The sequence below is a fragment of the Clostridium sp. MCC345 genome, from assembly GCF_018785345.1.
Classification (GTDB): Bacteria; Bacillota; Clostridia; order Lachnospirales; family Anaerotignaceae; genus Anaerotignum_A; species Anaerotignum_A faecicola.
Genome location: NZ_WQPP01000006.1, coordinates 1 through 24136 on the forward strand (window position 1 = coordinate 1; position 24136 = coordinate 24136).

Annotated in this window: 17 protein-coding genes and 2 pseudogenes; 16 read left to right on the forward strand and 3 right to left on the reverse strand. The window is 47.6% G+C overall.

The features are described from left to right. Window positions 1-82 precede the first annotated feature (82 nt). The 16 genes and pseudogenes from GPK49_RS12855 to GPK49_RS01305 form a co-directional block, all read left to right on the forward strand. Window positions 83-178, forward strand: a pseudogene (locus GPK49_RS12855) (Maff2 family mobile element protein); the annotation flags it as partial. A gap of 25 nt (window positions 179-203) precedes the next feature. Beyond that, window positions 204-1070 carry a VirB6/TrbL-like conjugal transfer protein, CD1112 family gene (locus tag GPK49_RS01235; RefSeq protein WP_002578954.1) on the forward strand — a complete coding sequence of 289 codons (867 nt, stop codon included), beginning with the start codon at window positions 204-206 and terminating at the stop codon, window positions 1068-1070. A 17-nt stretch (window positions 1071-1087) separates the two neighbouring features. Then, window positions 1088-1522 (forward strand): PrgI family protein, encoded by a 435-nt coding sequence (locus GPK49_RS01240; RefSeq protein WP_215676517.1) that lies wholly within the window; start codon window positions 1088-1090, stop codon window positions 1520-1522. Next, a complete protein-coding gene (locus GPK49_RS01245) occupies window positions 1482-3869 on the forward strand; it encodes a VirB4-like conjugal transfer ATPase, CD1110 family (protein ID WP_008791945.1) in 2388 nt (795 codons plus the stop codon). Before GPK49_RS01240 ends, GPK49_RS01245 begins: the two co-directional genes overlap by 41 nt. 3 nt (window positions 3870-3872) lie before the next feature. Continuing rightward, on the forward strand, window positions 3873-5609 hold the full coding sequence (locus GPK49_RS01250) for a C40 family peptidase (protein WP_215676518.1): 1737 nt from the start codon (window positions 3873-3875) through the stop codon (window positions 5607-5609). Between the two features lie 14 nt (window positions 5610-5623). Then, window positions 5624-5881, forward strand: coding sequence for a DUF4315 family protein (locus GPK49_RS01255; protein ID WP_002304378.1), 258 nt, complete (start codon window positions 5624-5626; stop codon window positions 5879-5881). After that, window positions 5871-6554 (forward strand): DUF4366 domain-containing protein, encoded by a 684-nt coding sequence (locus GPK49_RS01260; RefSeq protein ID WP_215676519.1) that lies wholly within the window; start codon window positions 5871-5873, stop codon window positions 6552-6554. The genes GPK49_RS01255 and GPK49_RS01260 overlap by 11 nt, the downstream gene beginning before the upstream one ends. A gap of 151 nt (window positions 6555-6705) precedes the next feature. Further along, the gene (locus GPK49_RS01265) at window positions 6706-7938 is read left to right on the forward strand and encodes an ATP-binding protein (protein ID WP_002304383.1); all 1233 of its coding nucleotides are present in this window, start codon (window positions 6706-6708) and stop codon (window positions 7936-7938) included. A 177-nt stretch (window positions 7939-8115) separates the two neighbouring features. Then, the gene (locus GPK49_RS01270; RefSeq protein WP_002578949.1) at window positions 8116-10191 is read left to right on the forward strand and encodes a DNA topoisomerase 3; all 2076 of its coding nucleotides are present in this window, start codon (window positions 8116-8118) and stop codon (window positions 10189-10191) included. After that, window positions 10188-11033 carry an LPD16 domain-containing protein gene (locus tag GPK49_RS01275; protein ID WP_215676520.1) on the forward strand — a complete coding sequence of 282 codons (846 nt, stop codon included), beginning with the start codon at window positions 10188-10190 and terminating at the stop codon, window positions 11031-11033. The genes GPK49_RS01270 and GPK49_RS01275 overlap by 4 nt, the downstream gene beginning before the upstream one ends. A 13-nt stretch (window positions 11034-11046) precedes the next feature. Next, window positions 11047-11643, forward strand: a complete 597-nt coding sequence (locus GPK49_RS01280; protein WP_002304389.1) for a YodL domain-containing protein — start codon at window positions 11047-11049, stop codon at window positions 11641-11643. Further along, on the forward strand, window positions 11643-11846 hold the full coding sequence (locus GPK49_RS01285; RefSeq protein WP_015564218.1) for a transposon-transfer assisting family protein: 204 nt from the start codon (window positions 11643-11645) through the stop codon (window positions 11844-11846). Before GPK49_RS01280 ends, GPK49_RS01285 begins: the two co-directional genes overlap by 1 nt. A gap of 18 nt (window positions 11847-11864) precedes the next feature. Then, window positions 11865-20195 carry an LPD11 domain-containing protein gene (locus tag GPK49_RS01290; protein WP_215676521.1) on the forward strand — a complete coding sequence of 2777 codons (8331 nt, stop codon included), beginning with the start codon at window positions 11865-11867 and terminating at the stop codon, window positions 20193-20195. Further along, on the forward strand, window positions 20195-20527 hold the full coding sequence (locus tag GPK49_RS01295) for a plasmid mobilization protein (protein ID WP_002578947.1): 333 nt from the start codon (window positions 20195-20197) through the stop codon (window positions 20525-20527). The genes GPK49_RS01290 and GPK49_RS01295 overlap by 1 nt, the downstream gene beginning before the upstream one ends. A 116-nt stretch (window positions 20528-20643) precedes the next feature. Then, on the forward strand, window positions 20644-20928 hold the full coding sequence (locus GPK49_RS01300; RefSeq protein WP_002578946.1) for a hypothetical protein: 285 nt from the start codon (window positions 20644-20646) through the stop codon (window positions 20926-20928). A gap of 62 nt (window positions 20929-20990) precedes the next feature. Then, a pseudogene (locus tag GPK49_RS01305) lies at window positions 20991-22403 on the forward strand (relaxase/mobilization nuclease domain-containing protein). A gap of 278 nt (window positions 22404-22681) precedes the next feature. Here the strand turns inward: GPK49_RS01305 and GPK49_RS01310 are convergent. Genes GPK49_RS01310 through GPK49_RS01320 form a run of 3 tightly spaced genes read right to left on the reverse strand, consistent with a single transcriptional unit; the run spans window position 22682 to window position 24135 of the window. Then, a complete protein-coding gene (locus tag GPK49_RS01310) occupies window positions 22682-23551 on the reverse strand; it encodes a zinc metalloprotease HtpX (RefSeq protein ID WP_002588966.1) in 870 nt (289 codons plus the stop codon). A 49-nt stretch (window positions 23552-23600) separates the two neighbouring features. Then, window positions 23601-23864 (reverse strand): DUF1292 domain-containing protein, encoded by a 264-nt coding sequence (locus GPK49_RS01315; protein WP_002304397.1) that lies wholly within the window; start codon window positions 23862-23864, stop codon window positions 23601-23603. A 16-nt stretch (window positions 23865-23880) separates the two neighbouring features. Next, the gene (locus tag GPK49_RS01320; protein WP_002588965.1) at window positions 23881-24135 is read right to left on the reverse strand and encodes a hypothetical protein; all 255 of its coding nucleotides are present in this window, start codon (window positions 24133-24135) and stop codon (window positions 23881-23883) included. Window position 24136: the final 1 nt, after the last annotated feature.

The window sequence follows — 24136 nt, forward strand, 5'->3', positions numbered from 1 at the left end:
CGACCTATCCGACACAATGCGCAAGTGCCGGATAGGAACGGCAAAATTTTTTACACTTCTATTACTTCTTTATCGCACATAAGCAAAATCACAGGGCATCAAGCAGCTCATGGCTGGCGGCGGTGTTGCCCTCATCGGCACCACCCTTGTACCTCTGCTCTCCGGACTGTTCGGTTAATCACAAAACAAGGAGGTAATCGCCTTTGGACAGCATACTCCAACAGATCACAGACTGGCTGAAAGAAATGCTCGTTTCAGCCATTATGGGAAATCTGTCGGGGATGTTTGAGTCCGTCAACAACCAGGTTGGCGAGATAGCAACCTCCGTTGGCATGACCCCGGCGAATTTTTCGCCGGGTGTCTTTGCCATGGTACGAAACATCTCCGAGTCAGTGATTATCCCAATAGCAGGCTTGATTCTGACCTTCATTGCCTGTTATGAGCTAATTCAGATGATTATTGACCACAACAATCTGGCGAATTTTGAAACCTGGATCTTCTTCAAATGGGTGTTCAAGACTTTTGTTGCGGTCATGTTAATCACAAACACATTCAATATCACGATGGCTGTGTTCGATGTGGCACAGCACGTTATAAACGCAAGCGCCGGTATCATATCCGGAAATACTGCCATAGATGCTTCGGCATTGGAAACAATGGAAGAAACGCTGATGGCAATGGATTTGGGTCCTTTGCTCGGCTTGTTCCTACAATCCTTTATCGTGCAGGTCACGATGTCCGCTTTGGCAATCATCATCTTTGTGATCGTCTACGGTCGAATGATTGAAATTTATCTGATGGTCAGCCTTGCCCCGATTCCGCTTTCCACTTTTGGAAACAGAGAGCAAAGCAATATCGGACAGAATTATCTGCGTTCGCTGTTTGCAATCGGATTCCAAGGATTCTTGATTATGATCTGCGTAGGCATTTATGCGGTGCTGATTCAGTCTATCGCATTCAGTGATGACATCATCGGTTCTATCTGGGGTGTTATGGGCTACACCGTCCTTTTGTGCTTCACCTTGTTTAAGACCGGTTCGCTTGCGAAGGGTGTATTCAGCGCTCACTAAGGGAAGGAGGAAATTGTTTGGCAGCGTATATTCCCGTACCTCGTGACCTGACGAGGGTAAAAACAAAAGTGTTCTTTAATCTGACGAAACGGCAGTTACTTTGCTTTGGTGCGGCGGCGCTCATCGGAGTGCCGATTTTCTTTCTGGTCAAAGCAACCGGAAATGTGAGCCTTGCAGCACTGTCCATGATGATCGTCATGTTGCCGTTGTTCTTTCTGGCAATGTATGAAAAGGATGGACAGCCGTTGGAAGTGGTTGTAGAACACTTCATTCAGACTAAATTCGTTCGTCCCAAGGTTCGCCCTTATCAGACGGACAACTATTATGACGCCTTGATGCGTCAGTACAAACTGGAAAAGGAGGTTGAACGAATTGTTTTTCAAAAAGAAGCCGCAGGCAAGAAACATCAAAATGCCTGCAAATCTGAATCGGAAGCAGCAACGAGAAATTAAAGCTGTTGTGGAACGGGCAAAGAAAGACAATGGTATTCCGCAGACTGCACAGCAGTCCATTCCCTTTCAGAGAATGTTCCCGGATGGCATCTGCCGTGTCACTGACAGCTATTACACCAAGACGATTCAGTTTCAGGACATCAACTATCAGCTGGCACAGCAGGAAGATAAGACTGCCATCTTCGATGAGTGGTGCAGTTTCCTGAATTTCTTTGACAGCTCCATTCACTTCGAGCTTTCCTTTATGAATCTGAGTACCGATGCAGAGAGCTTTGAAAAGAGTATCCGCATCCCGTTCAAGAAGGACAGCTTCAATCCTGTCCGTGCCGAGTATAGCCAGATGCTGAAAAAGCAGTTGGCGCAGGGCAACAACGGCTTGACCAAAACCAAGTACCTGACATTTGGCATTGAAGCCGAATCCATGAGGCAGGCAAAACCGAGACTCAACCATATCGAAAACGATCTGCTCAATAACTTTCGTCGTTTGGGTGTCATTGCCACTACTATGAACGGCAAAGAGCGGCTGCATCTGATGCACTCCATGTTCCACATGGGTGATAACGATAAGTTCTTCTTCGATTGGAAGTATCTTGTGGAATCCGGGCTGTCTGTAAAGGACTTCATTGCTCCGACGGCATTTGCCTTTAAGACCAACCGCACCTTCCAGATGGGCAGCATCTTCGGTTCGATGTCCTATCTGGCAATTACGGCATCAGACCTGTCTGACCGTATGCTGGCGGACTTTTTGGATATGGAATCCACGCAGATCGTGACCATGCACATCCAGTCAGTTGACCAGACTGCGGCGATTAAGACCATCAAGAGAACCATCACCGAGCTTGACCGTTCCAAAATCGAAGAACAGAAAAAAGCGGTGCGTTCCGGCTATGACATGGATATTATCCCGTCTGACCTTGCTACCTATGGCAAAGATGCGAAGTCGCTTCTGAAAGAATTGCAGAGCCAGAACGAGCGAATGTTCATGGTGACATTTCTGGTGCTGAACACCGGGCGCACCGAGCAGGAACTGGAGAACAACGTGTTCCAGGCACAGAGCATCGCCCAGAAGCATAACTGCAATCTGCGTCGTTTGGATTTTCAGCAGGAATCCGGGCTGATGAGCAGCCTGCCTTTGGCACAAAACCTGATCGAGATTCGCCGTGGTCTGACTACCAGTTCCACGGCGATTTTTGTACCGTTCACCACGCAGGAGCTGTTCCAGAATGGTGGGGAAACGCTCTATTACGGGCTGAATGCCCTGTCGAACAACCTTATCATGGTGGACAGAAAGAAGCTCAAGAACCCCAACGGACTGATTCTGGGTACTCCTGGTTCCGGTAAATCCTTTTCCGCAAAGCGTGAAATCACCAATGCGTTCCTGGTTACGGATGACGATATTATCATCTGCGACCCCGAAGCGGAATATGCGGCTCTGGTTCACAAGTTCAATGGTCAGGTGGTAAAAATCAGCTCCTCCAGTACCAACTATATCAACCCCATGGACATCAACCTGAACTACTCTGAGGATGACAACCCGGTAGCACTGAAAGCCGATTTTATCCTGTCCCTCTGTGAGTTGATTATGGGCAGTAAGGATGGCTTGCAGCCTATCGAAAAGACGGTTATCGACCGTTGTGTGCATCAGATCTATCAGAGATATTTCGACAATCCTGCACCTGAGAATATGCCGATCCTTGAGGATTTGTATGATGCCCTTCTGAAGCAGGACGAAAAAGAAGCTCATCATGTAGCGACCGCCTTGGAAATCTATGTTAAGGGTTCTTTGAAACTGTTTAACAACAGAACCAATGTGGATATTCAGAATCGTCTGGTGTGCTTTGACATTAAGGAGCTGGGCAATCAGCTGAAAAAAATCGGTATGCTGATTGTTCAGGATCAGGTCTGGGGGCGTGTAACTGCCAACCGTTCTGCCGGTAAATCGACCAGATATTATATTGACGAGTTCCATCTGCTTCTGAAGGAAGAACAGACGGCAACCTATTCCGTAGAAATCTGGAAGCGATTCCGTAAATGGGGCGGATTGCCGACTGGTATTACTCAGAATGTCAAAGACCTGCTTCGTTCCCCGGAGATTGCCAACATCCTCGAAAACTCTGATTTCATCTATATGCTGAATCAGGCAAGCGATGACCGAAGTATTCTGGCGCAGCGGCTGAACATTTCGCCGCATCAGCTGTCCTATGTAACCAACTCCGGTGAGGGCGAAGGGCTTCTGTTCTATGGCAATGTGATTCTTCCGTTCATTGACCGATTCCCGACCGATCTGGAACTGTATCGCATTATGACCACGAAGTTAAACGAGGTGGCACAGGAAAAGGAGGCGTAATGTATGGCAAAAAGACCTACACGACTCCGTTTTACCGAAGATGACCTTGCAGATTCTCATGTGAAGAAAGCTGCCGACCGTGCAGATAAGGCGGTTGACAAGGCTGAGAAAGCGGCAGATAAATTGGCTTCCAAAAAGGCAAAGCCAAAACTAAAGCTGGAAACAGATGCAGCTGGTTCCCGTAAAGCAAAGCTCCGTTTTGAAAAAGCGGAGTTTACGGAAATCGAGCGCCCATCTGTGGCAAAGCACATGGCAAGCCGTGGTGCCGCAGTCACGCTCACATCCAAAGCACATCAGGCGGTGTCAGAATATGAGGATGATAATATCGGCGTTCAGGCTGTGCAGGAAACGACCAAGGCTGTTGAATCCACTGCTTATACCGTCGATCATGCCGTTTACAGCCACAAGCTGAAAGCCTACGACAAGGCAGAAAAGCTGGTAGAAAAATCAGATAAGGCAAATGTAAATGCCCTGTATGAGAAGTTCAAAAAGGACAACCCCGATGCCGCTTCCAACCCGTTCTCCCGTTGGCAACAGAAAAGGGCAATCAAGAAAGAATATGCTGCCGCCAAATCCGGCAAGGATACCGCTTCGACAACGGCTTCTGCATCCAAGGGGGCAGGCAAGGCAACGGGCAAAGTAGCTCAGGGAGCCAAGAACATCACAGAAAGAGTAACGGAGTTTTGCACCACACACTCTAAAACGATTCTGTTTGTTTTGATTGCCGGACTGCTTTTTATGATCCTCTCAGGGATGTTCTCGTCTTGTTCGGCTATGCTCCAAGGCGGCACACAGATCATTCTGGGAACTTCTTTTACCGCAAAAGAGGAAGATATTATCGGTGCGGACAATGATTACAAGGCTTTGGAAGCTGCGCTCCGCAATAAAATCAATAATATCGAGCGTACTCATAGCGGATATGACGAGTACCGGTATGACCTTGATGAAATCAACCACAATCCTTATGAGCTGGCGGCATATCTGACGGTAAAATTCGAGGACTACACCAGAGATGAGGTGCAGGCTACCCTGCAATGGCTGTTTGAGCAACAATATGAGCTGACCCTCACAGAAGTAGTGGAGATTCGTACACGAACAACATCTTCTACTGATCCCGAAACGGGAGAGACAACAACAGAGGAAGAAGATTACGAATATTATATTCTGAATGTGAAGCTCAGAAATAAGGGCTTGAACAGTGTGATTTCAAATTCCGGATTGTCGGAAGATGATATGGAGCGATATAGAATTTTGCTTCAGACAAGGGGCAACAGACCGGATATTTTCGGAAATGACATTTACGCTACCCCTGGCGGCGAGTACACCGATTATGACATTCCGGGCGAAGCGCTGACAGACACAAGATTTGCCAATATGATTCGGGAAGCAGAGAAATATCTGGGATACCCGTATGTGTGGGGCGGCAGCAGCCCGTCCACCTCCTTTGACTGTTCTGGGTTTGTTTCCTATGTAATCAATCACTGTGGCAACGGTTGGAGTGTTGGACGATTGACCGCAAACGGTTTGATGGGCGTATGCGATATTATCCCCAAAAGCTCTGCCAAGCCGGGAGATTTGATTTTCTTCCAAGGCACTTATGATACCTCCGGTGCATCGCACGTTGGTATCTATGTTGGCAATGGCATGATGATCCACTGCGGAAACCCGATTTCCTACGCTTCTATCGAATCGAATTACTGGCAACAGCATTTTTACTGCTTCGGCAGAATCAGAAATTAAAGGAGGGATGGCGATTGAGTGCCAAGTTAGACAGAATAGGTGCAGACCTTGAAAAAGCCCGTAAGAAACGGGCAGAATGGGATGCTAAGGTGAAAGACCTGGAACGCAGATACCGTGAGGAGGAAAATTCCGAAATCCATGAGATGGTTCATGCTGCGAACCTGAATCCCGAACAGCTTTCCGAGCTGCTCCGTATGTTTGCTGCGGATATGGCTCCGAAGCCTGATACGATCAATACTATGAATGAGGAGGAAACGCAGAATGAGATTTAAGAAAATTGGAGCCGCATTGCTGGCGTGTGCAATGTGTTTTGGCGTGTTTTCTACAACGGCATTTGCCTATGTAGATGAAAGCGTAGCGACTGAAGAACCTGCGGTCGAAGAAAAAGTTCCCGAAACAGAGCCGGAGGAGCCGATGCTACCGCTTACTCCCGACGGCAATCTGACTTTGGTTGATGACGCTGGCTCGCCTACGAAAAGCGGAAAGCAGTTCATTACCGCTGTAACCAAAAACGGAAACTACTTCTATATCATCATTGACCGTGATGATAAGGGCGAGGAAACCGTGCATTTTCTGAATCAGGTGGATGAAGCCGACCTGCTCAAGCTGATGGACGAGGAAGAAGTTGCAGAGTTCACCAAGCCGGTTGAGGAAACAAAGCCGGAAGTAGTTGAAACAGTTCCTGAAATTACAGAACCGACACCGGAGGAAAAGCCGAAATCCACAAATATGCTCCCGGCGATTCTTACTCTGCTTGTGCTTGCCTGTGGTGGTGGATTCTTCGTATTTAAGAAAGTCCAGGAAAAGAAGAAGGCACAGGAAGCGGCAAAGCCTGACCCAGATGCTGATTATGTGGACGATGACGAGGACTATGGGTACGATCCGGAGTTTGAGGACGACGATGAAGATAGCTCCGTCGATGAAGATGATAATGAACCTGTGTAAACAGGATAGGCTTGATGCCTGGGGCAGCCTTCGGGTTGCCTTTACATAGTTTCCGCTTTCAAAAAATAAAAAAATTTGCGTTTTTGAAAGTGACATCTTGCATATACTATTAGCAGACAGTATAATAAGTACAGCGAAGCGGTTTCGAGAAATGAAAAAACTTCAATTTTTGAAAGCGGGTGACTATATGAAAACAATCACGAGAGCAAAATATCTCGATAGAATCATTGAACTGAATGGTACTCCTGACATCAAGATCATCACGGGCATTCGTCGATCTGGTAAGTCCAAATTGATGCAGGCGTATATTGCGTATCTGAAAAGCAATTTTGAAAACATCAATATTATCTTCATCGACTTCATGGATTTGGCGTATGAAGAAATCAAGGAATACCATGCCTTACACGCCTATGTGGAAGAACATTATCAGGAAGGAAAAACGAACTACCTGTTTGTAGACGAGGTTCAGATGTGTCCCAAGTTTGAGTTGGCAATCAATAGCCTGTACTCTAAGGGAAAATACGACATCTATGTAACAGGCTCTAATGCTTTCCTGTTGAGTGCAGATCTGGCAACTCTGTTTACCGGACGCTATATTGAAATTCATGTGTTTCCTTTCAGCTTCCAGGAATATTGCCAGTATTATGATGATATTAGTGACAAAGATAAGCTCTTTGATGAGTACGCTATCAAGGGCGGTTTAGCAGGTTCCTATGCTTATAGAACCGAAAAAGACAGAACAAACTATATCAAAGAGGTCTACGAAACGATTGTTACAAGGGATTTGGTACAGAAATATACTCTCCCGGACACTTTGGTTTTACAACGTCTGAGCGAGTTCCTTATGGATAATATCAGCAACCTGACTTCTCCGAATAAGGTCAGTCAGCTACTGACAGCAAATGAGACTCCAACCAATCATGTAACCGTCGGCAAGTACATTAAGTATTTGTGCAATGCTTTTGTATTTTATGATATTAAGAGATATGACATCCGAGGTAAGAAATACCTTGAAAGCTCTGAAAAGTTCTATTTGTGTGACAGCGGTATTCGATATGCAATACTGGGAAGCAGAAATATAGACTATGGCAGAGTATATGAAAACGTTGTTTGTATCGAGCTTCTTCGCCGTGGATATGATGTCTATGTCGGCAAGCTCTATCAAAAGGAAATCGACTTTGTTGCTCAGAGAGGTAGCGAAAAGATTTATATTCAGGTCAGCGACAACATTTCCGGGCAGGAAACATTTGAGAGAGAATGCTCTCCTCTGCTTCAGATTCGAGACGCTTATCCGAAAATGATTATTGCCAGAACCAAACATCCCCAATATAGCTATGAAGGAATCGAAATTCACGATATAGCCGATTGGTTGCTACAAGAATAAGCAAGGTGAAATATCTCCGTCATTCTCTTTTGAAATGATGGAGATATTTTTATTATGACGGAGATTGTAGAACAGAAAATTGTATCAGGTTGCAAAAATCCTTTCCGAACTTTTTACATAGCAGTCATGCACTACGGTGTGTGGCTGCTTATTTTTTTGTGAAAGGAGCAGATGCAAATGAAATTAGTTTTGGCTGAAAAGCCTTCGGTTGCACAGAGTATTGCCAAAGTGTTAGGTGCTGCCAAGCGTGAGGATGGCTACTTAGAGGGAAACGGATATGTGGTCAGCTGGTGTGTAGGGCATTTGGTGGAGCTGGCACAGCCGGAAGTCTATGATGCGAAGTACAGCAAATGGGCTTATGCAGACCTTCCTATCTTCCCGATGGACTGGCAGTATGAGGTTTCTGCCGGTACGAAAAAACAGTTTGGGATTCTGAAAAAGCTCATGGCCAGAGAAGATGTTGCGAGTCTTGTGTGTGCAACAGATGCCGGTCGTGAGGGCGAGCTGATCTTTCGGTTGGTGTACCACAAAGCCGGGTGCAGAAAGCCGTTTGAGCGGCTTTGGATTTCCTCGATGGAAGATGTAGCAATCAAGGAGGGCTTTGAAAATCTCAGGTCTGGAACGGAATATGATGCTTTGTATGAAGCAGCACTGTGTCGAGAACGAGCCGACTGGATTGTTGGTATTAACGCTACTCGACTTTTTTCGACCCTTTACGGGCAGACCCTGAATGTTGGTCGTGTTATGACCCCTACCCTTGCTATGGCTGTTATGCGAGAAGCTGCCATTTCCGCATTCAAGCCTGAACTGTTCTACACAGTTCAGATTGGATTGGATGGTTTTACGGCTGCAAGCGAACGCTTCAAAACCAAGGCAGCAGCCGAAGCTGTCAAACAAAGCTGTTCGGTGGCAATCGTTCAGAAAGCTGAATGTAAGGAGAAAACAGAAAAGCCGCCTGCGCTCTATGACCTGACCAGTTTACAGAGAGAAGCCAACCGTGTGCTTGGCTACACGGCACAGCAGACCTTGGACTACACGCAGAACCTCTATGAAAAGAAACTGGTCACTTATCCCCGTACCGACAGCAGGTTTCTGACGGAAGATATGGCACATAGCCTGACCGACCTCGTAAAGCTGGCTTTCCACACATTCCCCGTGGAGGATGTGGATAACATACCAGTTCATGCAGAGCAGGTTGTGAATAACAAAAAGGTCACAGATCACCATGCCATCATTCCGACCAGAGAATTGCAGAAATGCAATCTGAGCGAACTTCCCAAGGGTGAACTTGCAATTTTGCAACTGATCTCGAATCGGTTGTGCGTAGCTGTTGGCGATCCGCACCGATACGCAGAGACAGTTATTGAGCTGGACTGTGGCGGTACCGTGTTTTCCACCAAAGGCAAAACTGTTGTGCAGGATGGATGGAAAGCTCTGGTTCAGAAAAATGATTCGACAAAATCCGACGAAAACGTGCAGACACTCCCTTCTGTTTCCGTTGGTGACGAAATGACCGTCAGCGGCACGGAAATCAAGGAAGGGAAAACATCTCCCCCTAAACACTTTACCGAGGATACTCTGCTTTCTGCTATGGAAACTGCCGGTGCGGACGAAATGCCTGATGAGGTGGAGCGCAAAGGTTTGGGAACGCCTGCGACCCGTGCCGGTATCATTGAGAAGCTGGTTCGCATCGGTTTTCTGGAGCGTAAGGGTGATAAGAAAACCAAACACCTGATTCCGACCCACAAGGGTACGGCTCTGGTAACAGTCATGCCGGAACAGATTCAGTCCCCATCCATGACGGCGGATTGGGAAGAAAAATTGTTGCTCATTGAGAAAGGCGAATATGCCAGCGAGGACTTTATGGACGAGATCAAAGATGTGATTGCCGGTCTGATTCAGAACTATGAAGTAATCCGTGATTCCGAGGTTATGATGTCGAAAGAAGCCAATTCTATCGGCAAATGCCCGCTCTGCGGCAGTGCTGTAGAGGACAAAGCCAAGGCATTTTTCTGTTCCAACAGAGCTTGCAAATTTGCCCTCTGGAAAAACAATCGCTACTTTGCGAGCATCGGCAAGAGCATGACTTCTGCCACGGCGCAGAAATTGCTTGGTTCCGGCAAGGTAAAGCTCAAGAATTGCAAGTCCGAAAGAACGGGCAACACCTTTGATGCCACCGTCTTTATGGAGGTATCAGATGATGGCAAAACGAAGTTCAGTATGGAATTTGAAAATGGAGGAAAGCGCAAATGACAAATGAGTACAACCCGGATGGTAAGGAAATCCGATTTATCGACAGCCATTATAAGGATTTGTTTCATATCCCCGATGGCAGCTGTGTGCAGATTCACTACCCGGATGAAATGGTTGTGAAGCCCTGCACCTTCATTGACGAGTATCATACGCAGATCGGATACAATGTGTTTCATATCTGCCAGTTTGCAGAAATTATGGAGCGCAACGGCGCAAGCTATATGCCGGAGCCTGAGATTATGGGCGATGAAGCCGCATGGAAGGTCGGAAAGGATAGAATCCTTGCGGTGCAGACCTGCGAAGATGGTTACGACTACACCCTGTTGGATGAAAACTACAACGAGATTGATGGCGGTCAGGTTGATAACCCTGAACTGTCCATGCTCGAAGTCCGCCGGGATATTCTGGAATCCTTCGGGCTGGAGCGCCGGGAACTGCGGGCAATGTTCTATGAGGATGTCATGGAGCAGGCTTTTGAAGTCGGCAGACAGGCGGTGGTGGTCAATGACCCTATCGCTGAGCTTGCTTTTAAGCTCGACCGTTTTGCAGAGAACTTCGACCCCTATGAATATATGGATCAGGTCGATGATGTGCAGGCGCATATCCAAGAAATCAAGGCAGATCTTGCCGCTGGTAATACGGCTCCGTATCGTGAGTTCCTGAATACAGCCATTGAAGAAGCCCGTGAGGAAACTGCGGTTGAGGTTGCCAAAGTGCTGAAAAGTCAGCTGGATAAGCTCGACTTTCCGAAGCGTGAGTCGGTCATGGAAAAACTGGCACAGGCCGCAGAAAAAGCTGCGCCTGCCAGTCCCTCTCCCAAACGCAAAGAGCCTGAACGATAAGGAGGACACGGATATGAAAAACGAAAAATGGGATGATGTTCACGGAAATACCACCCCGGATGACAGAATGGTTGCTTTTCTGGAAAGCCCCACGGATTCCTATGCGATTCTTCAGCTGCGGGAAGATGTAGACGATAATATCCCGCTCATGTTTGCAAATTACAGCTACCTTCAGAAGAAAGAAATGGAGCCTGAGATTGACCGTTACGAGGTGGTCTATCATGGCTCCATTTCTATGTCCGAGGATGTGAATCGGCAGCTGGAAGATTTGTATGTAAAGTTCAATATTGACCACCCGGATGATTTCCGTGGTCACAGTATGTCGGTCAGCGACATCGTAGCCTTAAAGGTAGTCGGTGAGGTATCCTTTCACTATGTAGATTCTGTTGGGTTTCAGAAGCTGGAAAACTTTATGAAGTCCGAAAACTACCTGAAAAACGCAGAGATGGCAATGGAAGATGATTATGGGATGATTGACGGTATCATCAATAACGGAAAAGCGTCCGGATTAGAGGAACGTCCTTCGGTGTTGGAGCAGTTAAAGGAAAAGCCCGTGCCGGATGTTTCCCATAAGCCGCCCAAGAGCCACCCGGAAAGGGAGATTGAATGATGGATTTCACACAGGATGAGCGGAACATGATGATGCTTTACAGCCCTGGCACAAGGTCAGGGCTGTGTGAAGCACTGACACTGATGAAGGAACAGCTTTCGGAGGACGAGTCAGAGCTTTTTGCTTTGGCAGACTCGGTTCTCCGTAAAGTTTCAGCCATGGACGATGCCGCCTTTGAGAAGCTGAACCTTTATCCGGATTGATAGGATTGGAGGGATACAATGAACGCAAAAGAGCGATTTTATTCCGGATTAGCAAAAGAAACGATTGGGAAAATCACCTCGAACACAGATAACTGGACTTCGTTTTTGAGAACGATGTCCCGCAACTATGAGTTCACCTATCCGGAACAGGTGATGATTTATGCTCAGCGCCCCAATGCGACCTTTTGCAAGCCCTATGAGGACTGGAACGCTGAAAATTACCGCAGATATGTAAAGCGTGGCTCTACCGGCATTGCTCTGTTTGTGATGAACAGGGATAAACCGTATCTGCGCTATGTGTTTGATGTGGCGGATACCGGCGTTCGCCGTTCTTCCCCGGAACTGAAACCGTGGGAGGTGACGCCTGAAAACCGCTCCTATGTCATGGAAGCGATGGAGCGTACCTTCGGTGTTGCCGCTGACGGGGTACTGGAAGCACAGCTTGAAGATATTGCATCCGCACTGGCGGCTGAGTATTGGGACGATTACAAAAAGCAGTTCCTCGACATCGTTGCCAACAGCTTCCTTGAGGAGTATGATGAACTCAACATCGAAGTAGCTTTCAAAAATGCGGTGGCAAACAGCGTATCCTATACGATGTATTGCCGGTTCGTGGAAAGTCCCGACAACTACTTCGAGCATGAGGATTTCCAGAAGGTGTTTGATTTTAACACCAGACAGACGGTAAATGCCCTTGGTACTGCGGTGAATGCCATCAGCACAAGGATGTTTCAGGAAATCGAAAAAGCGATTGGAGAACATGAGCAGATTAAAGCTACCGAAAGGAGTACAGATTATGAGCGAGATGACTTACAGACAGGCCGGAGATTATCAGATTCCGAACCTTCAGTTGGAGAACGAGGGAGAGAAACCTCTGGGCAAGTACGGCAGGATGCGTCGAGCATTTTTGGAACAGAACAATCCGATGCTCCTGAACGACATGATTCTGACGGAGAGCCTGTTCCCGCACCTGTGGGAGATCGAGGAAACAGCGAAAGCCAGAGTGGAGTTTCTGATGGAGCAGTACCTGAAGGACAGCCCCGCACCGGACAAGGAAACGCAGCAGATGGCGTGGGTGCAGCACATGAACAGCCTGAAAGCACAGGCGGAGGAAGTCGTGATGACGGAGCTTATCAACAGCTGAGTCTGAACCTTTTCCTCTCCGAAAATGAACAAATCAGTTTTATCGACCGAGCAGAGAGCTTTACGCCCTCTGCTTTTTCTTTTGCCCAGGAAGAAATCGACCACTTCCTTCTGCTTGGTAGCAATACCGATGAAGCCCGAAAAGTCGTAGCGCTGGAATATATGAAGCAGAAGCCGTTGGAAGAAATCGTTCAGACCTTAAAGCAGGTCTATCACGGCGGCTATGGTCTGAAAGAAGATAGCGGGAATATCTGTGCGTGGTATGCCGAGGACGGTATCCACCTTGCCAAAGGTTCCTCTGCCATTGACAGCCCCAGAGCGCAGATCGTTTCTTGGGAAACGGTTGCCGAGCGCATTGGAGAACTGCTTGAAAATGGTCGGTTCGCAACTAATGTGGAACTGGTAGAAGCATCCGGATATGAGCGTCAGAAGTTGGCAGAATCCCTGTGGCATCTTTATCACGATTTGAGTGAAGAAGCCCGTTCCAGCAACTATCTGGCAATTCTTCATCAGGAACCGTTTCGTGGTTTCCCTGACGAAACCGCAGACTTGGCTGAAAAGTTGGATGACCCTCGTTTCCACGCAACCTTGGTACAGCAGTATTCGGAATTTAGAAAAACCCTTGCGGAAAATCCCGATCTGCTTCGTTTTCACTATCACAAGCTGAATCTCATTCAGAAACAGCTGTATGAGTTGAATATGCCTTTGCGTGAGTATCAGACCGATATGATGCAGATGCCCCTTGTCCGCCAGTTCATTACGGATGATGAAGTCAATGCAGACTTGACCCGTGGAAGCGGCTTTTCCGGTGGTAAAGCCCGTATTTATAACTACTGGCAGGAGAATCATTCTGCCAAGGAAAAGATGGACTTCCTGAAGCATGAATACGGAACCGGTGGTCATTCCCATGCCTGCTCTGGTGCAACGCACAGCGGTCAGGATCACGATGCCAAGGGTGTTGCTTACACCAAGAGCGGTTGCGATAAATTGCAGATGTCCTGGGCGCAGGTGGTGCAGAGAATCGACGGTCTGATACGAAAGGGACGCTACCTCAGCCCGGAGGAAGAAGCGGAACGACAGGCTATCGAAGAAGCTAAAACTGATCCGTTGGAAGATGTTTATGACCGTTTCGCAGTGATTGATACCGAGGATGGCGAGTATGCGATCTGGGATAATCAGACCGATGACTACTATGTAGACCCGGAAGGCGTTACGGAATACTTCACGGACGAATGGCTTGCCAATGACTATTTGGAGGAAGTTCGTCAGTCCGTAGCTGCGATGGAGTCGGTTCAGCCAGAAGCGCCTGTGGCAGAGCCTGCCGAAGTTGTGGAAGCATCTGCTTCCGAGGAACCGAAATGGAATTATCAGGTCGGTGACACGGTATATCTGGACGATACAGCTTTCCGTGTGGAGCAGATCACGGACAGAGAAGTTCAGCTGCGTGACCCTACGCTTGCTTATCCCATCTTCCGTGCCGAGAATCGTGAGAATTTCGAGCGTATGCTCTCTCAGGACGAAAGAAACCATGCGGTAAGGGTTGATGCCCAAACCGAAGAAAAGCCCGTTACAGAGGATTTTCTGGGCAAAACCGAACCGAGGGACTACACCCCTGAGTATCAGCTGTTAGACCGTCTGCGTATGGACTGCGAATACTTCCTTGGTGCAGGACAGCACAGCGAAAAGCATCTGTGGGCAGGCAACCGCCATGCACAGATTGCCAAGATGCGTGAGCTGTATGAAATGATTCCCGACAAACCAGAATGGCTGACACCTGAGATGATTAACAGCTACGAGGAGCGCATGGCTCCCCGCTATCTGGTTGCCGCCTACCATCACTTTGAAAACGGCTTCGATGATAAACTGGACTACTACACTCTGGAAGAAGCGGAAAAAGCTGCCCAGGGCTATGTGGACGGAACCATGGAGGATGACGGATTCAAGTACGATGGTGCTGCCGTTTACGATCAGCAGGAGCATAAGTGCATCCGTATCTATGGGGACTACCCTGACGAAAAGGCACACGCACAGGTCAGAGCCAGTGAGGAACCCGAACAGCAGGAACCGGAACACTTCATCGATCATTTTTATGTTGCCGAGGACATTCAGAAGCGGGGTGCGCTGGACATCAAGGAATACAGTTCCTTTGATGATGCCCTGCGAGCCTACTATGCACTTCCTGACACGCAGAGAAAAGCCCTGGGTGCAATGAATACCAGAGATCTGCCGGGTAGTCTGGACTTCGTACAGTGCGTAGATGGAAAGGACACCATCATTCAGGATTATGCCCAGGTGGACGGATGGCAGAATGCCGAAGTCATGGACATTATCGCTCAGCTTGAGCAGTCCATCACCACCAGAGAAATCCCACCTGTTCCTGCGGTGAACTTCCACATCACGGATGACAACATCGGTGAAGGTGGACCGAAGCAGAAATTCGCAAGAAACATCGCAGCCATTGAAACTCTGTTCAAACTGGAAAGCGAGAACAGGAACGCCACTACCGAAGAACAGGAGATTTTGTCGAATTATGTCGGTTGGGGCGGTCTGGCAGATGCCTTTGACCCGGACAAGGGAAATTGGGCGAAGGAGTATCAGACACTGAAAAACCTGCTTTCCGAAGATGAATATGCTGCGGCAAGAGCTTCCACCCTGAACGCACATTACACCAGCCCTACGGTCATTCGCTCCATCTACGATGCGGTCGGACAGATGGGCTTTGAAACAGGAAATATTCTGGAGCCTGCTATGGGTATCGGCAACTTCTTTGGTATGCTCCCTCCTGAAATGCAGAGCAGCCGTTTGTATGGTGTGGAACTGGATTCCATCACCGGCAGAATTGCTCAGAAGCTCTATCCCAACGCAGAAATCAAAGTAGCCGGTTTTGAAACGACAGACCGCCGAGACTTTTACGATCTGGCTGTGGGTAATGTCCCTTTCGGCAACTACAAAGTGTCCGACAAGCCGTATGACAAGCTGGGATTCTCCATTCACAACTATTTCTTTGCCAAGGCTTTGGATCAGGTTCGTCCCGGTGGTGTGGTCGCTTTTGTGACAAGCCGTTACACCATGGATTCCAAGAACTCTGACGCAAGGCGATATATGGCGCAGAGGGCGGAACTGCTTGGTGCAATCCGTCTGCCAAACGATGCCTTTAAGAAAAACGCAGGCACGGAAGTCGTGTCCGACATCCTGTTCCTGCAAAAGCGTGACCATCCGATTGACATTGTACCGGAATGGGTAAACCTTGACCGCACCGAAGAAGGACACACCATGAACAGCTACTTTGTCGCTCATCCTGAAATGGTTCTGGGCGATACGGTGGAAGAAAGTACCGCCTACGGCATGGACATTACAGTGCGTCCCATTGAGGGCATGGAACTGTCCGAACTTCTGAAAGAAGCAGTTTCCCACATCCAAGGAACCTATCAGGCTGTGGAGCTTCCCGAAGCTGACAAGGGTAAGGAAATCGAAACCATTCCTGCAACCCCGGATGTAAAGAATTTCTCTTATACCGTGGTGGATGGCAATGTGTACTTCCGTGAAAACTCCCTGATGCGCCGTGTAGACCTGAATGAGAAAGCAAAAGACCGTGTGATGGGCATGGTGGAACTTCGTGGTATCGTCAACGAGCTGATCGAATATCAGCTTGAGGATTACCCGGATGAAATGATTACTCAGAAACAGGCAGAACTGAATGATGCCTACGATGCGTTTGCCGCAAAGAACGGGCTTATCAATAATCGAGCCAATGGTCAGGCATTTGCTGACGATTCCTCCTACTATCTCCTGTGTTCTCTGGAAAATGTGGATGAGGACGGCAATCTGAAAAGCAAGGCGGATATGTTCACCAAGCGAACCATCAAGCCGGAACGCAGAGTGACGAGCGTGGATACGCCGTCCGAAGCTCTGGCAATCTCTATCGGTGAGCGTGGCAAGGTGGATTTGCCGTTTATGGCACAGCTGCTTGGAACACCTGGAGAATACGATGCGATTCAGGCAGAGCTTCGAGGGGTGATCTTCAAAGACCCGATGGCTCCCGATGCTGTGGAAGTTGGATGGCAGACTGCCGATGATTACCTTTCCGGTGATGTAAGAAGCAAGCTGCGTGTCGCACAGATGGCGGCAGACAGGGATTCTTCCTTCCACATCAATGTGGAAGCCTTGCAGAAAGCACAGCCGAAGGACTTGGATGCGTCCGAGATTGATGTGCGTTTGGGTGCAACATGGATTGATGCCGATTATATTCAGCAGTTCATGGAGGAAACCTTTGAAACGCCGTATTACTTGCGCCGTTCCATTGAGGTCAAGTTCTCCGAGCTGACCGCAGAGTGGCGCATCAACGGTAAGAGTTCTCCCAACTACAACGATGTGGCGGCGTATGTCACCTACGGTACAGAGCGAGCCAACGCATATCGGATTCTGGAGGAAACGCTGAATCTGAAGGATATTCGTATCTATGATACGATTGAAGATGCAGATGGTAAGCAGAAGCGTGTCCTCAATAAAAAAGAAACTACCCTGGCACAGCAGAAACAGCAGGCAATCAAGGATGCGTTCCGAGATTGGATTTGGAGAGATCCGCACAGACGAGAAACCCTTTCCACCAAGTACAACGAACTTTTTAACTCCACCAGACCTCGTGAGTATGATGGCTCTCATATCCGTTTCGGCGGCATGAACCCGGATATTACCCTCCGTGAACACCAGAGAAATGCTATCGCTCATGTGCTATATGGTGGAAATACGCTGCTTGCACACGAAGTTGGTGCGGGCAAGACCTTCGAGATGGCTGCATCGGCTATGGAGAGTAAACGGCTTGGATTGAGCCAGAAATCCCTGTTCGTTGTGCCGAATCACTTGACCTTACAGTGGGCAAACGAGTTCCTGCACCTCTATCCGAGTGCCAAGCTCCTTGTTGCCACCAAGAAGGATTTTGAAACAGCAAACCGTAAGAAGTTCTGCGCTCGTATCGCAACGGGTGACTATGATGCAGTCATCATCGGTCACAGCCAGTTTGAAAAAATCCCGCTTTCTGCCGAACGACAGGAACGGCAGCTGCGGGAGCAGATTGATGAGATCGAGGGTGCGATTGCGGAGCTGAAATGGCAGCGTGGCGAAAACTTCACGATCAAGCAGATGGAGAAAACACGAAAATCATTGGAAGCCAGACTGGACAAGCTCCTTGCCGCTGACAAGAAAGATGATGTCATTACCTTTGAGCAGTTGGGTGTAGACCGGCTGTTTGTGGACGAAAGCCATGCGTTCAAGAATTTGTTCCTCTACACAAAAATGCGAAATGTGGCAGGTCTGTCCACCTCCGAAGCCCAGAAATCTTCGGATATGTTTATGAAGTGCCGCTATATGGATGAGCTGACCGGCGGGCGTGGTGTGATCTTTGCAACCGGTACTCCAGTAAGTAACTCGATGACCGAGCTTTATACGGTCATGCGCTATCTCCAGTACAGTACGCTCCAGCAAAAGAACCTGACCCATTTTGATTCCTGGGCATCGACCTTCGGAGAAACAACAACTGCGATTGAGCTTGCACCGGAGGGAACCGGCTATCGTGCCAGAACCCGATTTGCGAAGTTCTTCAACCTGCCTGAACTGATGAATATGTTCAAGGAGGTTGCCGACATCAAGACCTCTGACCAGTTGCATCTCCCTGTTCCCGAAGCAAAGTTTGAAACGGTTGTGGTTCAGCCCTCTGAGTACCAGAAGGATATGGTGGCTTCCCTTTCAGAGAGAGCAGCAGATGTTCATGCCGGTATTGTAGACCCGTCCGTCGATAATATGCTCAAGATTACCAGCGACGGACGAAAATTGGGACTGGATCAGCGGCTAATGAACACCCTGTTACCCGATGACCCTGACAGCAAGCTCAATGCCTGCGTGGGAAATATCCTGCGTATCTGGCAGGACGGTCAGGCTGACAAATTGACCCAGTTGGTGTTCTGCGACCTTAGCACACCGAAAAATGATGGAACCTTCAATGTCTATGATGATGTCAAAACCAAGCTGATTGCAAACGGTGTGCCTGCGGAAGAAGTTGCCTTTATCCATGATGCAGATACCGAGGCAAAGAAAAAAGACCTCTTTGCCAAGGTTCGTACCGGGCAGGTGCGAGTGCTTCTTGGCAGTACGCAAAAGATGGGTGCAGGAACCAACGTCCAGGACAAATTGGTGGCAGTTCACCACTTGGATGTGGGTTGGCGTCCGTCTGATATGACCCAGAGAAACGGTCGTATCATCCGTCAGGGCAACCGGAACAAAGAGGTTCAGGTGTATCAGTATGTGACCGAGGGAACCTTCGATGCCTACCTGTATCAGACCTTGGAAAACAAGCAGAAGTTTATTTCTCAGATTATGACCTCCAAATCACCGGTTCGCTCCTGTGACGATGTGGATGAGCAGGCGCTGTCCTATGCGGAGATCAAGGCGCTGTGTGCCGGCAATCCGCTTATCAAGGAAAAGATGGACTTGGACATTGATGTGGCAAGGCTGAAGGTGCTGAAAGCTGACCACCAGAGCCAGCAGTACCGTATGGAAGATAAGCTTCTGAAATACTTCCCGGCTGAGATTGAAAAGCAGACAGGCTATATTCATGGCTTTGAAGCTGATATTAAAACCGTGGAAGCACACCCGCAGATTGCCGATGGCTTTTGCGGCATGGAAATCATGGGCAAAGCCTACACCGAAAAGGCAGATGCCGGTGAAATCCTCCTTGCGGCTTGTAAGGACACGAAAAGTGCCGATCCGGTTCCTCTTGGCAGTTACCGTGGCTTTCAGATGGAGCTTTCGTTTGACAGTTTCCGGAACGAGTTCGATGTGACCCTGAAGGGCGCTGTGAGCCACAGAGTAGCCCTTGGAACGGACGCACGAGGAAATATCACCCGACTGGACAATGCCCTTGCAGGCATCCTTGAGCGCTTAGAACGAGCCAATGAGCAGTTGAATAATCTCTACAATCAGCAGGAAGCAGCCAAGGCGGAGGTTGGAAAACCGTTCCCGCAGGAAGCAGAGCTGACAGCCAAAAGTCAGCGACTGGCAGAACTGGATGCAGCCCTGAATATGGAGGACTCTGTGGAAAATCGTGACGAAAGAAGCGAGTCAGAGCGTCCTTCTGTGTTGGCTGATCTGAAATCCAAAGCGGAGCATATCCCGCCTGCAAAATACTCTGAAACCCGTGAGGAGGTGTTGTAATGGCAAAGCGAGATCAGGATGTTCATTTCCTTGCATCCAAGGAGGAGGTCGAGCGAATCCATGAGAAGATGGACGAGCTTGGCATCCGCAGCATGGGAGCCTATCTGCGGAAAATGGCTCTGGATGGTTACTGTATCAGACTGGATTTGCAGGATGTGAAAGCCCTGGTTTCGCTCCTGCGAATCTGCTCCAACAACCTGAACCAGTACGCAAAGCGAGCGAACGAAACAGGCAGCATCTATCGTGCTGACATTGAGGATTTGCAAAAACGGCTGGAGGAGATCTGGACGGACATGAGAGAAGTTCTTGTTCGCCTGTCCTCAATCCAGTAATCCGACAACTTGTTGGGAAGTCGCAGTTTCGGCTGCGGCTTTTACATAAGGGTTGACATCATTGCGTTATGGCAGATACCCTTGTACAATATAATTAAAAGAAAGGGGTTGAGCCTATGAAGCTGGTATTGAAGATATTGGCACTGCCGGTGCTGTTCGTTGTAAAAGTGATTTGCATTCTTGGAAATCTGCTTACAAATGTTGTGTCCTATGTAATTGGTTTATTGCTCTTGGTCATTGGCGGATCTGCGATTTACTGCATTGTAAAGGCTTTGTGGCAGTCCCTGCTTATTCTTGTGGTTCTTGGAATTGCGACAATAGCAGCGGTGTTCTTGCTCGTCTGGGCTGTTATGAAAGTCGAGAATATTGGAGAAAGTCTGGGAGCATTTATCAGGTCATAAGATAATATCAGAGAAAAGTCACCGACCGGTGGCTTTTTCTTTTTGGGAAGGAAGTGATGGGAATGGCAGCGACAAGATTGATTGCACTCCATGTGAATAAGGGAAAGACGGTCGCTCAATGTTTGGCAGACAGAACCGACTACTCACAAAATGCCGCAAAAACCAATGATGGCGAATTTATCAGTTCCTATGAGTGTGATCCAAAGACAGCAGATGAGGAATTTCTGCTTTCCAAACGGCAGTATCAGCATATTACCGGCAGACAGCAGAAGAACAATATCATCGCATACCAGATACGCCAGTCCTTTAAGCCGGGAGAAATCACCCCGGAAGAAGCGAACCAAGTCGGCTATGAAACAGCGATGCGATGGACAAAGGGAAAACACGCTTTCATCGTTGCGACCCACATCGACAAATCCCACATTCACAATCATATCATTTATAATTCGACCTCGCTGGATGCCACACGGAAATTCAAAAACTTCTTTCTTTCCGGTCTGGCGGTGCAAAGACTCAGTGATATGGTTTGCCTGGAACACGGGCTGTCCATTATTACACCGAAGCCGTATCGGGAGCGCCAGAAAAGAACTGTTTATCCCAAGAAGCGTACCCAGCGTGACGAATTATGTGATGCGATTGATGCGGTGCTGAAGCAGAAACCAAAGAGCTTTGATGGCTTTGTTCAGGCTCTGGCTGACATGGGATTTGAGTTCAAGGATGGAAAGCAGCCTGCGTTCAAGGGCGAGAATCAGAAGCGTTTCATTCGGCTGCGTTCCCTGGGCGAAGGATATAGCAAAGAGGAAATTCAAGCGGTTATCTCCGGCAAGAACCTGCACAAATCAAAAGGCGGCTCTGCCAAGGCTCCTGCCCCGAAGCAGTTCCAGATGCTGATTGATATTCAGGCAAAGATGGCCGAGGGCAAGACGGTCGGTTATGAAAAGTGGGCGAAGAAGTTCAACCGAAAAGAAGCTGCCCGAACGGTAATCCTACTGAAAGAAAAAGGCTTGGGCAACTACGACGATCTGACTGCTCATATTGAAAATCTGTCTGCCCGGTTCGATGCGCTTTCTGATTCTATCAAGGTCGCAGAGAAACGTATGGTTGAGGTTCAGGCGTTGCAGCAGCACATCAAAAATTATCGCAACACAAGGCAAATTTATATCGAGTACCGCAAGTCTGGATATAGCAAAAAATTCTTTGAAGAACACCGTCAGGAAATCACAATTCATAAAGCGGCGAAGCAAGCCTTTGATGAATTGCAGATTACAAAGCTCCCGTCCATGCAATCATTGTATGAGGAGTTTCATCAGCTGGCAGTCCAGAAAAAGTAGGACTACGCTGAGTACCGTCAGATCAGAAAAGAGAAAGAAGAACTGCTGATTGCCAAACGGACGGTTGAAACGATTTTGAATATCGACAGGCAGAAAGAGCAGGAAAAAGAGAAAGAGAAAGAGGAAAAGAAGAACTTCCGTTAAAGCAAAAAGCCACGGTCTGCACTCCCCAAAGGGTGCGGATCGTGGCTGCTTTTTTGCTTTTCGATTTCGGTGCTTTCAACCATGGGCAAATTTTTATTCTACTGTTCTTTGAGAAACGATTGAAAATCGTGTAGCCATCATCGGCAGATGATGTTCAAAGGGGATTGGGGATGCTTCCCCAACAAGCAAATTTGCGAAGATTGCACCGAAGGGAAAATCGAGAAAATGAGTGAACCTGTACAGGTTTACACTGCTTGCCAATTTGTGAGATTATGAATTTAGTATCGAGAATAGGGTACACCTAAATTTTGCAATGCTGCAACCCTATCATCGTTGCATGGATGAGTTGAGTATATTGCACTGAGAAAACCATCATGCGGAACATCTGAGATATGTTGGTCTAATACCGTCGCTAATTCAAGACCAAAACCAATTTTATAAGCAAATTCATCAGCCAGATACTCATTTTGTCTCATAGACCACATCAGAAAAAGCATACAGAACTTTACCCATAACCAAGAAAGTGCTGTTGATATTCCTGCGAAAACTGCGGTAATTATACCCATTACACCACTACGAGAGCATATTGCGAACAGCCCCATGATTGCAGAAAAAATCCAGTAGGATATTTTGATTAACAGGAGGCACCCGGATATAAATATATTGCCCCCGCCAATCAATAATTGGATAACAGTATGTCCGTATGAGAGATGTCCGATCTCATGGGCGAGAATTCCAAGTATCATATCATCGGAGAGTAAAAGCAATCCGTCAGTTATGCATAGTGTTTGCCTACCTAGAGCAAATGCATTTGGAGCAGGATCATGGATAATCTTCACTTTCACTTTTTTAGGACAGTATGATGTGTTCTCTTTTGCTTTATCTAAAACATATTGAACCAGCGGGACAACTCGAAGTTTTATATCTACTCTTTTTATATCGCTTGCTCCTGCGAAGGCAGCCAGGCACATTTCGCCTAATGGGGATAAGCTGATAGCTACTGTGAAAAAGTAAATACAAATCAGTTCAACAATGCTTCCTGACGAACCGAACACAGCAACAATCAGCAGAATATTAAGAGTAAAGAACAGAAGAGTTCCTAAGTTTGAGAAGCGAACAATTCTGCCTACACGATGCCAAATATCCATAATGCACCCCCCTTTTATCGTGTTGTTGGTTTGAGCTTGCATTGTTTAATTACTCAAATGTAAAGAAATCTTTGTTTCGCTCTTTGAACAGAGCAAAGACAGTCTCTAACACAAATTCGTTTTCAACACCAACATATTCTTCTGTTTCATCGTCAATTTCTTTCAGCTGCAAAATAACAACTTGCCCATCCGAATCTCCAATAGGAAGCAGGACAACATATTCGTTCTGGCGATACGGTATTAAGTCAAGAAATTCAAATTCAACTTCGTTCCCATTCTCATCATTCAAAGTTATAATGTTGTCTTCATCCATGTCGTCGTTCCTTTTCTTAATATAAATAATTATCGTTGATAATGATGCCTAATAGTTCAAAGAGATTATCCTTTTTGGAAAGAATGCATTTTTTCATGGCTTGTTTAATTTGTTCCGTTGAAATGCTATCAGGCAACATTTCCCTTGGGACACCATGACCGAATTGCCGAAAATACTGTTCTTCGATTTCATAATACTCATTATCAATTTTCGGTTCAGGTGTATTAAGGAAGCTATTCATAAAATCTGCAACGCTCTTGTTTTTGTCCATT

What these genes read in the sequence shown, in the direction of transcription:
- GPK49_RS01275 (WP_215676520.1), top strand. Translation starts at nt 10,188, where the DNA reads ATGACAAATGAGTACAACCCGGATGGTAAGGAAATCCGATTTATCGAC.
- GPK49_RS01290 (WP_215676521.1), top strand. Translation starts at nt 11,865, where the DNA reads ATGAACGCAAAAGAGCGATTTTATTCCGGATTAGCAAAAGAAACGATT.
- GPK49_RS01250 (WP_215676518.1), top strand. Translation starts at nt 3,873, where the DNA reads ATGGCAAAAAGACCTACACGACTCCGTTTTACCGAAGATGACCTTGCA.
- GPK49_RS01270 (WP_002578949.1), top strand. Translation starts at nt 8,116, where the DNA reads ATGAAATTAGTTTTGGCTGAAAAGCCTTCGGTTGCACAGAGTATTGCC.
- GPK49_RS01295 (WP_002578947.1), top strand. Translation starts at nt 20,195, where the DNA reads ATGGCAAAGCGAGATCAGGATGTTCATTTCCTTGCATCCAAGGAGGAG.
- GPK49_RS01315 (WP_002304397.1), bottom strand. Translation starts at nt 23,864, where the DNA reads ATGGATGAAGACAACATTATAACTTTGAATGATGAGAATGGGAACGAA.
- GPK49_RS01300 (WP_002578946.1), top strand. Translation starts at nt 20,644, where the DNA reads ATGAAGCTGGTATTGAAGATATTGGCACTGCCGGTGCTGTTCGTTGTA.
- GPK49_RS01265 (WP_002304383.1), top strand. Translation starts at nt 6,706, where the DNA reads ATGAAAAAACTTCAATTTTTGAAAGCGGGTGACTATATGAAAACAATC.
- GPK49_RS01260 (WP_215676519.1), top strand. Translation starts at nt 5,871, where the DNA reads ATGAGATTTAAGAAAATTGGAGCCGCATTGCTGGCGTGTGCAATGTGT.
- GPK49_RS01280 (WP_002304389.1), top strand. Translation starts at nt 11,047, where the DNA reads ATGAAAAACGAAAAATGGGATGATGTTCACGGAAATACCACCCCGGAT.
- GPK49_RS01320 (WP_002588965.1), bottom strand. Translation starts at nt 24,135, where the DNA reads ATGGACAAAAACAAGAGCGTTGCAGATTTTATGAATAGCTTCCTTAAT.
- GPK49_RS01245 (WP_008791945.1), top strand. Translation starts at nt 1,482, where the DNA reads ATGCCTGCAAATCTGAATCGGAAGCAGCAACGAGAAATTAAAGCTGTT.
- GPK49_RS01285 (WP_015564218.1), top strand. Translation starts at nt 11,643, where the DNA reads ATGGATTTCACACAGGATGAGCGGAACATGATGATGCTTTACAGCCCT.
- GPK49_RS01310 (WP_002588966.1), bottom strand. Translation starts at nt 23,551, where the DNA reads ATGGATATTTGGCATCGTGTAGGCAGAATTGTTCGCTTCTCAAACTTA.